Below are 13,937 nucleotides of genomic sequence, written 5' to 3'. Positions count from 1 at the left end.
GGCCAGCCATGAGCCAGAAAAAACTCGTACTCGTAGACGGGTCTTCGTACCTGTACCGCGCTTTTCATGCTTTGCCGCCGTTATCAACAGCGAAGGGCGAACCGACCGGCGCATTGCACGGCGTACTGAACATGCTGATCAAGCTGCTACGCGAACACCAGAGCGACTGTTTCGCGGTCGTGTTTGACGCGCCGGGCAAAACCTTTCGCGACGAGTTATTCGAAGAGTACAAATCCAACCGGCCACCGATGCCGGATGAACTGCGGGCGCAGATCGGGCCATTGCTGGAGGTCGTGCCAGCACTTGGGTTACCGATGCTGCGCATCGAAGGCGTGGAAGCGGACGACGTGATTGGTACCTTGTGTCGCACAGCCAGCGCAGCCGGCATGCAGGTCCTGGTATCGACCGGCGACAAGGACATGGCGCAGCTCGTCAATGAACAGGTGACGCTGGTCAACACCATGACTGACACCCACCTGGATCGCGACGGCGTAAAGAAGAAATTCGACGTCTGGCCGGAACAGATTATTGACTACCTCGCACTGGTCGGTGACAAGTCCGACAATATTCCGGGTGTTCCGAAAGTCGGCCCGAAAACCGCCGCCAAGTGGCTGAACGAATACAACGATATCGACACGCTGATCGCCCGGGCCGACGAGATCGGCGGCAAAGTTGGCGAAAGCCTGCGCGACAACCTTGACCAACTGGAGTTGTCACGCCAGCTCGCGACAATCCGGCAAACCGTCGAACTGGCTGAAGCGCCGGATCAGCTGCGTGTTGCCGAGCCAGACAATGATTTTCTACGGTCGTTCTACGAACACTACGAATTGCGTACCTTGTTGCGGCAACTCCTCGAAGCCGGTGACGCTGAGGAAAGCCCGGCTGCCGAACCGGTTGCCGTTAAAGGACAGTACGAAACCGTGCTCACCCAGGCGGCGTTCGATCAGTGGCTGAAAAAAATCAATTCGGCGGAGCTGGTCGCGCTCGACACCGAGACCAACAGTCTCAACTACATGAATGCCGAACTCGTCGGCATTTCGCTGGCGGTTAAGGAAGGTGAAGCCGCCTACATCCCGGTTGCCCACGATTACCCCGGTGCACCGGATCAGCTGTCCCGCGATGCGGTGCTGAAGGCCATGCAGCCCTGGCTGGAAGACCCGTCACAACATAAAGTGGGTCATCACCTGAAATACGACGCGCACATTTTCGCCCGCTACGGCATACAACTGGCCGGCATTCAGTTCGACTCCATGCTCGAGTCCTACGTACTGAACAGTGTCGCAACCCGGCACGACATGGATTCAACCTGCCGCCACTACCTCGGCATCGATACCATTCATTACGAAGATGTCGCGGGCAAGGGCGCGAAACAGATCACTTTTAATCAGGTTGCCCTTCCGCAAGCCGCACCGTATGCCGCCGAAGATGCCGACATCACCCTGCGACTGCACAAAAAGCTCAAGAGTGAACTCGACAAGATCCCGTCGTTGGCCACACTTTACGAAACCATTGAACAACCGCTCGTGCCCGTGTTGATCGCGATGGAAGAAACCGGCGTCCTGGTTGATCGCGGCATGCTCAAAAAGCAAAGCGGGGAGCTGGCCAAAACGATGGCCAGGCTGGAAGAAGAAGCCCACGAAGCGGCCGGCGGCCCGTTCAACCTGGGTTCGCCGAAACAACTGCAGGAAATTCTGTTCGAGAAACTGGCGCTGCCGGTGGTACGCAAAACGCCGAAGGGACAGCCCTCCACCGCCGAGGACGTGCTCGCGGAACTGGCCGACGACTATGACTTGCCGCGGATCATTCTGGAGTATCGCAGTGTCAGCAAACTGAAGAGCACGTATACCGACAAGCTGCCGCTGCAAATCAACGAAACCTCGGGACGGATACACACCTCCTATCACCAGGCGGTCGCCGCAACCGGCCGCCTGTCATCGACCGATCCGAATTTGCAGAACATCCCGATTCGCAGCGAAGAAGGCCGCCGCATACGCAAGGCCTTTGTTGCACCGGAGGGCAAGATCCTGCTGGCCGCCGACTATTCCCAGATCGAACTGCGGATCATGGCGCACCTGTCCGGCGACGCTGGCCTGCTCGAAGCCTTTAATGAAGAGCGCGACGTGCACCAGGCAACAGCAGCGGAAGTCTTCGGCGTGCCAATTGGCGAGGTCACTGCCAATCAACGACGCTCGGCGAAGGCCATTAATTTTGGCCTGATGTACGGCATGTCCGCCTTTGGCCTTGCAAAGCAGCTGGGCACCTCGCGCGGAGAGGCTCAGGATTACGTCGATCTCTATTTTGATCGCTACCCCGGCGTCAAAGCCTATATGGACAATATCCGTGAACAGGCCCGCCAGGCCGGCTTCGTCGAAACGCTGTTTGGCCGTCGGCTGTACCTGCCACAGATCAACGATCGCAATGCGCAACGTCGCCAGTACGCGGAGCGCAGCGCCATCAATGCGCCGATGCAGGGCACGGCCGCCGACATCATCAAAAAGGCCATGATTGACATGTTTGCCTGGCTGCAGAACGACAAGCCGCCCGCGCGCCTGATCATGCAGGTTCACGATGAACTGGTGTTCGAGATCGATCCGGACGCGGCGGACGAGCTGAGCAACACTATCACCCGCCTGATGTGCAACGCCGCAAGCCTGGCCGTGCCGCTGCTGGTCGAAGTTGGCAAGGGACTCAACTGGGACGAGGCTCACTGAGAAGATATCTATAAATATCAATTTGTTACAAGATAATGGAACTCTCCTTCAGCGGGCTGTTCAAAATGCCTGAGTGTTGATTCACTTGCCTGTTTATCTCCCTACTCAGGCACGCAATTCGGCTGCCCCAAGCCAGTTGCACTACTTGACCCCGGATGCGTAGCAACGACATTCCGGGGTTTTTTTATTGGCGTTGACCGCGCTCAGTCGCGGTCGAGCGGTTGCTGCAGGAAGGCATCGAGTTGCACGCGAGCGTCATCCAGCCCGGTCCGTTTGAGGGCAGAGAACAGTTGCACCGTGGCCGTGTCGGCCAGCTCGCGACGAACCGCCAGCAGAGCACTGGCGGCCTGGCCGCGCTTCAGTTTGTCGCATTTGGTCAGCAGGACGTGCACCGGAACGTCGACCGAATGACACAGGGCAAGTAGCTGCTGGTCGAAATCGGTCAAGCCGCGGCGGATATCGACGACCAGCAGCAGCCCTTGCAGGCTTTGCCGCTGCTCGAAGTATTGCTGGATCAATTGCCCCCAATGCGCCCGGGTGCTCGCGGTCACCTTGGCAAAGCCGTAGCCGGGCAGGTCCACCAGCCGTGCCTCGTCACGCAGCGCAAAGAAGTTGATCAGCTGGGTGCGACCGGGGGTCTTGCTGGTCCGGGCGAACTGGCGGCGGTTGACGATCACATTGATCGCGCTGGATTTTCCGGCATTCGAGCGGCCCGCAACCGCGACTTCAGAGCCCGTATCGGCCACGAACTGGGAGGGAGCATTTGCGCTCGTCAGGAAATGTGCATCGGGGTATTGCGACATGGGATACCGCCCCGATGTGTGTATAATTTGGGGCCTTCTGAGATCAGTGATTCGGCGTGCCTAGTCTGACGACTATTAGGCGGGGCGGCAACAACCCACGGCTCTCCGGCACTGACACCATCGGAAGATTTTCTTCAAAAAACCGCGTTCGGCAGCAAATAATGACTGTCGGCCGCAGAGTACGGATCACGATATGAATCTGAAGTTTGCTGCTTTTGCGCTCGTCGCTACCTTGCTGTCCTCTACGGCCAGCGCCGACGGCATCGTTGAGGGCTCGGCTGAGGCCGGCAAGGCCAAGTCAATAACCTGCGCCGCCTGCCACGGTGCGGATGGCAACAGTGTCAATCCGGCGTGGCCCAGCATCGCCGGGCAACATGCCAGTTACATCGTCAAGCAGTTGCAGGCTTTCAAGCGCGGCGATCGGGTTGATACGCTGATGAGCGGACAGGCGATGATGCTGACCGACGAAGACATGAACAATCTCGCGGTGTATTACTCTGAACAACGCCCGGCCAGTCGCGCCGTAGCGGATGCCAGCCTTGTCGCCAAGGGTGAAGCACTGTACCGCGGCGGAGATCGGGAATCTTCAGCGTCGGCCTGCATCGCCTGTCACGGTCCGACCGGCAAAGGCAATCCGGCCGCGGCGTACCCGTCGATTCGTGGGCAGTACGCGGTGTATACCGCCAAACAACTCCACGACTACGCCAGTGGTACACGAAAATCAGACGGCGTGACCCGTGTTATGCGCGATGTGGCTGCGCGACTGAGCGACGACGACATCAAGGCCGTCTCTGCTTATGTTCAAGGCTTGCGTGGTGGCGTTACAGCGGGCGAGTAAGGCCGTGAACCTTTTACCGTTCTGCCCGGTCAGAACGAGCATTATCGTCGGAGTTACCCAATGAAGTATTTGCATGTCCACGCGTTTTTGTTGGCCCTCATACTGAGTGGTTGCAGTTCCGAACAATCGGGCCCGGCCAGTAACACGGCGGCAGACACGCCGCGGGACGAAGTTGCGCAGGAAGCACCCGCCGCGGTCACGCCACCTGTGACTGACGAAAAGCAGACCCCGACCCTCGTTGAGGAGTCCTCAGCAGAAGAAGTTGAGGACCAGAATACGGATGACGTGCCGCTGCTGTTGGCCCAGGCCGATACATCGGCCGCCCGTGACTGGCAGTTCGAGGAAGGCAAGCAGTATTTCCGCCTGGTGCCAACGCAACCGACGGTTGGCGGCGCTGACAAGGTCGAAGTGGCCGAAATCTTTTGGTACGGCTGCAATCACTGCTACGACTTCGAACCGATCATCAATCGCTGGGCACAAAGCAAGCCGGCAAATGCCCGCTTTGTACGCATACCCGCCATGTGGAACCCGCTGGTCAAACTGCACGGGCAGCTCTACTACACGGAAGAAGTACTGACCAAGAACGGCAAGCTCGCCGATCCCGAGGAATTCCGCGCCACCGTCTTTCGCGAGTATCACCAGCGTGGCAACCGCATGACTTCCGAAGGCGCGATTCAGGCCTTGTTTGAACGTTTCGGCGTCAGTGCGGAAGACTTCAGCAACACATGGAAGTCATTTGAAGTCGCGCAAAAAATGCGCGTCGCCGAGGATCTCGGCCGACGTTACGGCATCACCGGTGTGCCGGCAGTCGTCGTCAATGGCAAGTACCGCACGGGTGCCGGGGAAGCCGGTGGCTACCCGAACCTGATCAAAGTCATCGACGAACTCGTCGAGCGGGAATCCATACGCTAAGCAACCGCGGTCATCTGCCGGACAGGGCTCTGTTCGGCAGATGACTAGCCGTGATCTTCGGTCACGATCTGCCAGTCCTGCGCACCGTTGCGACGCCAGTACAAGCGCTTTTGCGTTTGCACTTCCTGACCGTCGTACACCATGACCTGAGTAAAGCGGCTCAGGAATAATCCCGCCTCTTCCGGATCCGCCAGCAACAGCACATCGCGTAGCGCGATGCCGGAGTCGCCGCGCGCCGCGAATACGTTGGCCCGCCAGGTCGACCAGGCATTCTTGTCCATGTCCTGCTGCCGAAAATCGGCTGCGTAGAGTGACAGGTACCCCGCCACATCCCCCTCGTTGATAGTCGTTTGCCAGCGAGCCAGCGCACGGCGAAACTCCGCGCGGGTCACGGCGATATCGCTGGCAGGCGCCCATTGCAGCTCGCGTGCGACGATAACCGGGGTTACCAACGGCTGCAGATCCCCGGCAATGCGGACGATCTCTTCATTGGGCAAGGCCAGGCAACCGTCCGTATCGAGTGGCGGGCGCTGCGGATCGTTGCGATCGACGCCATGCAGCCAGATGCCATCGCCCGTGCGCTTCTGGTAGCGATCCCAGGCGTTCGGGTAGTCGAGCACGAAAGCTGCATCGCCGTATTTATCATGCAAGCGACTGGTGTCCAGCTCTTCGGTAATGAAGTAGATACCCAGCGGCGTTTTGCGGTCCCACGCACGTTGCTTGCCAACGCCATTGCGGCCAATCGACATGTACCGTTCGTCCAGCTGCACGATGCCGTGGCCGTTATTCTCGAAACGGTATAGAGCCGCATCCTCCGCGTCCGCAATCAGAATTTCGCCAACACTCGCGGGCAACTCCAGCAGCCAGGCCGGCAGGCGCTCAGCCTCCACGGCATGCGCGGTAGCGAACAGGCTCAGTATGGCCGTGGCCAGAATTACTCGCATGGACATCGGTCTCCTTGAAGGATCACGAATACTAACGCCATCCCGCTGACGGCTCCATGCGCTGCGCGTCACAATTCGCGATTCCCCGGCAATTGCTGCCAGGCCCGTGTTCGTCATGCCGCAGACCATTGGCAATGACGCCCCACACACCGCGCATGACGGGATGGCGGCAGGCAGCGTCAGTTTGTGCCTGCCCCGGGGCGATTTTGAGCCTTCCACATTAATATTCATATATTTGAATGGGTTTAAAAACTATTCTCGAATTGTTAGAGTTATTGGCTGGCACGGATCCGGATGATCACCACCGCTCGACGTAAGGGACTACGCTTGCTTTACACCCACCGACTGTTACTACCCCTCCTGCTAACGGCGTTATCGGCTGGTTGCAGCTCCATGCCCGAAACTAGCACTGAGCGCCTGACTGGCAGCACGGAGCGCAGCTCCAACCGGGAGAGCGTTGCACTGCAAGTCGACGGCGCGCTGCCATTCCGGCAGCAGGGCCCCGGTGACGCCGCATTTTTTACCAGCCGTGCCAACGTCAGTATCGACGCTGACTGGCTGGAGTACGATGCGGAATATGCCTTCGAGCCAGGGACGATACTCAGCTCCAACGACCAGAACGGACTGACAAAAAACACGCCAAAACGCTTTGGCAAGCAACGCGCCGGTCAGAACGTCAAACTGAAGTTACCGGAAGTCGCCGGCGCGCCCTTGCTAATGGGCTTTGCCAGCAAGACAAAAAACCAATGGGCCGTCGACGGGTTACAGGCTACTCGCGAACGCAGCGCGAATCTCCGCTGGGCGCCCGGTGCCGCCGAAGTAGCACTGCAATGGAAAGGTGAAGGCTCGGCCTACGAGCGCACCTCGGCCCTCACTTGTGATCTGCAGGGAACGCTGCAACTGCCGCTGTCCGGGCAAGCCGGGCACTCGCGGAAAATCACCCTTGCCAGCAATCGCTGCACCGTCGTCGAGCAACAAACGGCCTACGCCGGGCTGCAGGCGCAGACCTGGGGCTTCGGTTATGCCTGGGGGTCGCCGGGCAGGGAAAGCAGTGCCACCTTGTCGGTCATTCGCCCTGAGCCCGGTACGTCGATCGAACGCGTCGACCTGATGAAGAGTTATGAACTGGGACTCAGCCATCGACTGGATTTCGGGCCGCTGAGCGCCTCGACGCGCGTTGCCATGCGACGGCGCGAGTTCGCGCACATAGCCTCGCCACTAGCGACCCTGGATGACGGGCTCACGGATGCACAATGGGTCGCAAAGACATCACTGAAATGGCAGCAGGAATATGCCAGCGTCACCGCCAGCTGGCTGCAGGGCGCGAACCCGCTTTGGTTCGCACCGGAGTTTGGCCGCCATCAGGACAGCTTTGGGCTGAACCTCAACCTGTCCGGCCTGCTCGCACGGCAGCTGCCCTACGCGCATCCTGAGCTCACGATGAACTGGAAATGGTCTGAGACCCGGACCGCGCGTGACCTGACAGTTGGCGGCAATACGCTGGATCTCCGCGTGGCCCTGCTGTTCTGAGTATCCCGGCGTCCTCTGCGCTGCGCGCCGGCAGGAACATAGGAAGAATGCCCGGGACCTGTGCGCCTGCCCGGCATCGACCGGAGTCACAGCCCTGCAAGCCGATGTTTCCCCCGGACACAAACACGTAGAATCACTCGCGCCCGAACAAGGCGACGATGGCCGCCAGCGCCTCTTCAGCGTCCGTTCCCTCGGCGCTGATTTCAACCACCGAGCCCGACTCCATCGCCAGCATCATGATATCGAGCGCCGATGCCGCATCCGCACTTTGCTCACCCTTTGCGATTTCAATTCGTGACTGGAACTGACTGGCGATGCGCGCAATACGCGCGCTCGGCCGGGCATGGATCCCCAAACGGTCCGAAACGGTAACGGTTTGCCTGATCACCCGCGGTCCGGATTGAACGACAAGGCATTCTGAATAGCAGGATAGAGCTGCTGGGCACGTTCAATCCTTGCCCGCAGCTCCGGCAACCGCTCCTGATACGCCGCCTTGTCACTGCTGTTTTCCTTTCTGGTCAGCACATCGAGATGCAACGTTACATCCTGGCACAGGCGTTTGAACTCGTGCAGATCACGGAAAACATCGTCAGGTACGAACGCCCGCCAGCGGAACAAATTCTCCGTCAGGTGGTGACAAAGTGCGGCGATATCGTCGTGCCACAAACTCGCTGACGGCTGCTCAAGCCCCTGCTCAAGCATTTTTCGCAGCCGGTAGGTGATCTCCAGAATTTCGGGATAAATACCAATCCGTTGCTCGAGCAATGCCTCGTTCAGACGCCGACGTTCCTCAAACTCGAGTTGCAACTTGTCTTCCAGTGGCTTGAAACGGAGATCCACCGCTCTCTTCAGGTAGTAACGCACAACAAAAGACAGTAGCGCGACGGTGGTCGCCGAGGTGACGACAGCGAGCAAGACAGAATTAACTAAGTCCATGGAATTACCCGGGTTTGGTTTTCGCCGGCAAGCTGGATGCGAGATCGCCGGGTGCAGACCTTGATACGACTATCCGATAGTTGCCATCAGGATACCGCCTCGCCCGCAGCAAGTAACGCGCTGCAAAGTACTCCAGCACACGCAGCCGCACGGCTACTCACTGCCGCTTTTTGCCAGACGAATTTCTGCCAGGGTTCGCTCGATCTCGGCAATCAACTCCAGGTCATTGCCGGAGTCACGCAACGCCAGCGCCGCCTCCTGCTCGGCCTCCGGGAAACGCCGTTGCTGCAGCAACGCAAGCGCAAGATTATTGCGAGCTACGGCAAGTGTCGGTTGCATGTGCAGCAAGCGACGGAAACTTTGTTCCGCGGACGGCCAGTCCTGCAGCGCATAGTGACTGTTCCCCAAACCGAAGTTCGCAATCAACGAGTCTGGCCAGTGTTCAACGGCGCTTTGCCATGCCCGCAGCGCAGTTGCTCGTTGCTCCGTCTGCTCCAATGCCGACAAAGCGCTGAACCAGCGGTTACGGTCAACATTGACCGGCAGCTCATCGGCCCGCAGGACAACCAATCCCCAGTAGGCGCTGCGCCGCCAGGTGCGCAAGAAGGTTTGCAGCCTGGACACCCGCCGCTCATCGACACCCGATCGCAATACGACCTGGCCGTTAACTGCATCCACGCCAATAACCACCGCGTAATGCCAGCGCGGCAGCCAGCTGATGCCAAGGTTCTGTAGAACGAGGACTGGTCGTCCGGCGCGAACCTCGGCAGCCAGCGCCTCGACAGTGCCATCGATGCGGTAAGGCACCCGCCCGGCGGCGCGGGTTGCGGCGAGCAACTCAGGCTGCAGACTGCCCTCCTTGCCCGGCAGGTAAACCTGGCGAACCAGCGTCTCCATATCCGTTGCCACGCCGCTGTAATCGAGCACAGTCAGCAGGGCCGCGGGCCCGCACTGGTACAGCGCCTGCGGATGAAACGGCGTATCCGCCAACTCTGGGACCGAGCCTATCGCCGAAGTATCGACGGCAGGCAAGCGCAGCGATGCGCAACCTGCCAACAGCGTGCAATAAAAAAAGACCAGCACGAGGCTGGTCTTAGCATGACGGTTCATGTTCTGCTGTTCGGCGTCAAATCTTCTTGAAAATATCGGTAACGCCGACCAGCTCCAGTATCAGCAGCACCAGGAACACGGTGCCGATTACGCCGATCGCGCTACCGCCCGCCATTCCGGCTTCGAGGCGCTGCTCGAAATCAGCAAGATCCGCATCACTCAGCATACTGACGCGCTGTTTCACGTCCGCCGGGTCGACACCCAGTGCCAACAGTTGCTGCGATACATCGGCGCGCGCAATGAGCGTTTCCACTTTCTGCAACCGTTCAATACCCGCTTCCTGCTCGATCATCGATTGCGTACTGATCATTCCGGCATGCGAGACCTGCATGAAACCGAGACTAAGCAATGCCACTGAGACCAGTTCAAAAACACACAAACGCAATTTCGTACTTCTCATTTTCGATTCCTTGATACGGAGTGGACGAGCAGTATTCTAGCATTGCTGGCCGACTGGCCACGAATTCAGTCTGACCCCGACCGGCGGATGGCCTGCCAGGCAGGATAGCCGTTGCTCGCCTGCGTGCATTGAGGCGCTCAGCCGTGGCGTATCCAGGCTGATTTGGTCTGCGTATACGACAGCAGGCTCTCAACACACTTGTCACGCGCGTTACCCGATTGATTGTAACCGCCGAATGGCTGCGTCATGTCTCCTTCGTCGAAGCAGTTCACCCAGATAACGCCGGCTTCAAGCTCGCGGATCAAGCGATGCGCCCGGTTGATATCGCGAGTCCAGATACCTGCCGCAAGACCGTACATCGTATCGTTGGCAATGTGCACAGCCTCGTCAATGCCGGTGAACGGAATGATGGCAGCGACCGGACCGAAGATTTCCTCGCGGGCAATGCGCATCGTGTTGCTTACCCCCGTGAACAACGTCGGATTAATGTAACTGCCATTCATCTCAGGCACGTCGCCGCCAAATACCAGCTGCGCACCCTCCTTCTTGCCGGCTCTGATCATGGCCAACACGCGTTGCTGCGCTTCCGCAGTAACCAGCGGCCCAAGACTGGTCTCCGGATCAAGTGGATCGCCGGCGATATAGGCGGATTTGCCTTCGGCGACAAAACGCTCGACGAACTCTTCGTGGATGCTTTGCTCCACAAGCAAACGCGAACCGGCGTTACAAACTTCGCCCATGTTGGCGAAAATACCGTTGTAGGCAGCCGCAACGGCCGCATCGAGATCGGGCAGATCCGCCATGAACACCTGCGGTGACTTGCCGCCACACTCCAGTGAAACCTTCTTCATGTTGGACTGCCCGGCATATTGCAGCATCAACTTGCCGACCTCGGTCGAACCGGTGAACGTGACCTTGTCCACATCGTTGTGCAGGGCCAATGCCTTGCCGGTCACCTCACCGATACCATTGATGACGTTGAACACTCCCGGCGGCCCTCCGGCCTCCACGAACAACTCGGCAAGGCGCAGACAGGACAACGGCGCCTGTTCGGCAGGCTTCAGCACAACGGTATTGCCTGCCGACAGCGCCGGCGCGATTTTCCAGGCCGCCATCAATAACGGATAATTCCACGGCGAAATGGCAGCGACGACGCCGAGCGGTTCGCGCAGGACGAAATGCGTTACGTCGTGTTCGGTACTGGTTACACTGCCTTCGATCTTGTCGATGTACTCGGCCATGAACTGGACCGTGTCGACCACGGAGGGAATATCGACTTCGAGCATGTCGGCGATGGGCTTGCCCATATCCAGCGTATCCAGCAGCGCCAGGCGCTCGGCATGCTCTTCGATCAAGCGGGCAAAGCGGTACATAACCGCCATCCGTTCGCGTGGCGCGATTCGCGACCAACTCCCGGAACGGAAAGCCTTGCGTGCTACAGCAACCGCGCGATCTACATCTTTCGGAGCCGCTGCCGCCATGCTCGCAAGCACTGTCTGGTTAGCCGGGTTGACGGTATCGAAGCGGCCACCGCCGAGAGAGTCGACAAACTCACCGCCGATGAAATGCCGCGTCTCCAGCGCAGCAAGCTCACGCTGTGCCGCCTTTTTCCAGTCTGTGTAGCTGTACTGCTTGAGCGCTTCGATACTCATGATTGCTCTCCCTCACCAACCAGTAATGCGTCCGCTGCAATGCATCCGTCGGCGTTGACAATAAGAGGATTAATATCTGCTTCAAACAAAACATCGCGCAACTCGTGTACCAGTACCGAGAATCGCGACGCGGTATCACAAAAACTGGCGACATTGGCAGCAGGCATACCGCGCACACCGTCCAGCAGTGGTCGTAACTTCAGCCGACTGAGGCAACGTTCCGCCCACTCCGGACTGAACGGCGGCAGCGCGAACGCAACGTCCTCCAGTAACTCAGCATGAATGCCGCCAAAGCCCAGCACAACCACCGGCCCGAACTGCGGGTCACGACGGGTGCCAAGTATCATTTCGACACCGGCGGCGAGCATTGGTGCGATCAGAACCGCGGGCCCGCAAGCGACCGCAAGATGGTCGTACGCCGCAAGCAACGCGGTTTCAGTCTGCAAATTCAGCAGCACGCCACCACGTTCGGACTTGTGCGCTATTCCCGGCATGGCCGTTTTCGCAACCAGCGGATAACCGAGACGGGCGGCAGCAGCCAGTACTTCCGTCCGCTCGGTAACGACCCTGCCGCTGTTGACCGCAATGCCAGACTCGGCGAGCAATGCCATTGAACGTGATTCACTGAGCGCTCCGCGGTTCCGCAATTCTTCCCGACAACGCGCAACCAGCCCGGCAGGCAGGCTGACTGTTGGCGCTGGCGCGGGCATGGACTGGAAATCGCGTTGCTCAAAAAGTGCGCGCACGCCACGCAGAAACGCTGGCAAACCATCGAGCACCGGAAACCCGCGCCGGGTAGTTGCCACGACGGACGGATCACAACCGCTGCCCTGGCGTGCCGCGACCAACGCTACGGGCTTGCCACTGACCGCATGTGCGTATTCCAGGTAGCGGAGGTAACTTTGATAAATACCGCCGTCCGGTGCACGATCATGGGCCACAACGCCTATCGCCGCACCACAGTCCTGCATCATCAAACCGAAACTTTCCTGCATCTGTCGGGCGGCGTTTGCGCCACCGCGACTCCAGGCATCCAGAGGGTTGACGGCGGGCAATTCGGGATCGATGACTTTGCCCAGGGCGGTAACGGTGTAATCCTGCAGTGCGGTCAGCTCAACGCCTGCCGCATCAGCCAGGTCCACCATCAATTGTCGTTCACCACCGGAATCGTGCAGGGAGACGAGGCCGCCAGGTCCAACCGGGTGCAGCTCACCGAACAGGATAAGCAAGGTCGCGAGCTCGTCCATATCGCGTACCTGATGGACGCCATAGCAGTCGAATAAAGCGTCGTAAGTCGCACTGTCGCCGGCCATGGCACCGGAATGCGACACCGTCAATTGCGCTGCTTTTTCGGTTCGGCCGACTTTGAGCGCGACCACTGGAATATTCCGAGCCTGCGCCTTCGCCAGAGCGCTGCGAAAACCATCGGGATTTCGCGCCGTTTCGACGAACAGACCGACTGCACGGGTTTCCGGCAAGTCCAAGGCGAAATCGAGGTACTGATCCATGGTCACGCCGAGTTCGTTACCGGTTGAAACGGCAAGATTGATGGCCAGGCGTGCTTCACTGTCGATCAATCCGGACATGCCGGATCCCGAATGACTGATCAGCGTAATCTTGCCGGGTCCCTCGTGTTCGCGACTGTCGAAGCCGCAAGCCCAGACCTGGTCGCGAATATTGTAGAAACCCATGCCGTTGCCGCCGCAGAGCAGCATGCCGGCATCCCGAACTTTGCGACGCACCCGCTCGCGCAATGGCGGTTCGGCGTCATTGTCGAGAACCATCGTGCTCATGATGACTGCAGCAGGCACGCCGATTGCAATGGCCTCATCGAGCACCGCTTCGACGCGCTCGTCATTGACGGCAAATATGACGAGGTCGGGTACGGCCGTTAATTCGGCCAGCGATGCCCGGCAACGCAGTCCCGCAATTTCCTGATAAGCCGGATTGACCGGGTAAATGCTGCCGGCATAGCCGCCGCGGACAAGGTTTCTAAGCGCCCAGTCGCCCAGGCTGTCCGCACGCGCTGACGCACCAACCACGGCGACAGATTGCGGCCGCAACAGAGGGTCGAGCGGGTGAGGCAGCCGCTCCGACATTA

At 59.3% G+C, this 13,937-nt stretch carries 12 protein-coding genes; 4 read left to right on the top strand and 8 right to left on the bottom strand.

Annotated elements, in window-relative coordinates; genetic code table 11:
- Positions 1 to 8 precede the first annotated feature (8 nt).
- The gene (gene polA, locus BA177_RS02115) at positions 9 to 2,711 is read left to right on the top strand and encodes a DNA polymerase I (protein WP_068612324.1); all 2,703 of its coding nucleotides are present in this window, start codon (positions 9 to 11) and stop codon (positions 2,709 to 2,711) included.
- A gap of 203 nt (positions 2,712 to 2,914) precedes the next feature.
- On the opposite strand, the gene yihA is transcribed toward polA, so the two are convergent.
- A complete protein-coding gene (yihA, locus tag BA177_RS02110) occupies positions 2,915 to 3,514 on the bottom strand; it encodes a ribosome biogenesis GTP-binding protein YihA/YsxC (protein WP_068612322.1) in 600 nt (199 codons plus the stop codon).
- Between the two features lie 193 nt (positions 3,515 to 3,707).
- Here yihA and BA177_RS02105 point away from each other — a divergent pair, with 193 nt between their 5' ends.
- On the top strand, positions 3,708 to 4,352 hold the full coding sequence (locus BA177_RS02105) for a c-type cytochrome (RefSeq protein WP_068612320.1): 645 nt from the start codon (positions 3,708 to 3,710) through the stop codon (positions 4,350 to 4,352).
- Between the two features lie 60 nt (positions 4,353 to 4,412).
- A complete protein-coding gene (locus BA177_RS02100; protein ID WP_082989786.1) occupies positions 4,413 to 5,264 on the top strand; it encodes a DsbA family protein in 852 nt (283 codons plus the stop codon).
- Positions 5,265 to 5,308: 44 nt separating this feature from the next.
- On the opposite strand, the gene BA177_RS02095 is transcribed toward BA177_RS02100, so the two are convergent.
- Positions 5,309 to 6,208, bottom strand: a complete 900-nt coding sequence (locus BA177_RS02095; protein ID WP_197493281.1) for a L,D-transpeptidase family protein — start codon at positions 6,206 to 6,208, stop codon at positions 5,309 to 5,311.
- 393 nt (positions 6,209 to 6,601) lie between these two features.
- On the opposite strand from BA177_RS02095, the gene BA177_RS02090 reads away from it, so the two are divergent.
- Positions 6,602 to 7,738, top strand: a complete 1,137-nt coding sequence (locus tag BA177_RS02090; protein ID WP_068612315.1) for a hypothetical protein — start codon at positions 6,602 to 6,604, stop codon at positions 7,736 to 7,738.
- Positions 7,739 to 7,871: 133 nt separating this feature from the next.
- On the opposite strand, the gene BA177_RS02085 is transcribed toward BA177_RS02090, so the two are convergent.
- The 6 genes from BA177_RS02085 to BA177_RS02060 all read right to left on the bottom strand — a co-directional run bounded on the left by BA177_RS02085 (position 7,872) and on the right by BA177_RS02060 (position 13,899).
- Positions 7,872 to 8,126: an HPr family phosphocarrier protein gene (locus tag BA177_RS02085; protein WP_068612311.1), complete on the bottom strand. Its 255-nt coding sequence runs from the start codon at positions 8,124 to 8,126 to the stop codon at positions 7,872 to 7,874.
- The gene (locus BA177_RS02080; RefSeq protein ID WP_068612309.1) at positions 8,123 to 8,674 is read right to left on the bottom strand and encodes a hypothetical protein; all 552 of its coding nucleotides are present in this window, start codon (positions 8,672 to 8,674) and stop codon (positions 8,123 to 8,125) included. Before BA177_RS02080 ends, BA177_RS02085 begins: the two co-directional genes overlap by 4 nt.
- 153 nt (positions 8,675 to 8,827) lie before the next feature.
- The gene (locus BA177_RS02075) at positions 8,828 to 9,784 is read right to left on the bottom strand and encodes a PA2778 family cysteine peptidase (RefSeq protein ID WP_068612307.1); all 957 of its coding nucleotides are present in this window, start codon (positions 9,782 to 9,784) and stop codon (positions 8,828 to 8,830) included.
- Between the two features lie 16 nt (positions 9,785 to 9,800).
- Positions 9,801 to 10,184 carry a PA2779 family protein gene (locus BA177_RS02070; protein ID WP_068612305.1) on the bottom strand — a complete coding sequence of 128 codons (384 nt, stop codon included), beginning with the start codon at positions 10,182 to 10,184 and terminating at the stop codon, positions 9,801 to 9,803.
- Between the two features lie 137 nt (positions 10,185 to 10,321).
- Positions 10,322 to 11,836: an aldehyde dehydrogenase gene (locus BA177_RS02065; RefSeq protein WP_068612303.1), complete on the bottom strand. Its 1,515-nt coding sequence runs from the start codon at positions 11,834 to 11,836 to the stop codon at positions 10,322 to 10,324.
- Positions 11,833 to 13,899 (bottom strand): acetate--CoA ligase family protein, encoded by a 2,067-nt coding sequence (locus tag BA177_RS02060; RefSeq protein ID WP_197493280.1) that lies wholly within the window; start codon positions 13,897 to 13,899, stop codon positions 11,833 to 11,835. The genes BA177_RS02065 and BA177_RS02060 overlap by 4 nt, the downstream gene beginning before the upstream one ends.
- Positions 13,900 to 13,937 lie beyond the last annotated feature (38 nt).

Source organism: Woeseia oceani, assembly GCF_001677435.1.
GTDB classification, from domain to species: Bacteria; Pseudomonadota; Gammaproteobacteria; order Steroidobacterales; family Woeseiaceae; genus Woeseia; species Woeseia oceani.
The sequence above is the reverse complement of the archived record's forward strand: the minus strand, read 5'-3'. Positions and strand labels throughout refer to the sequence as shown.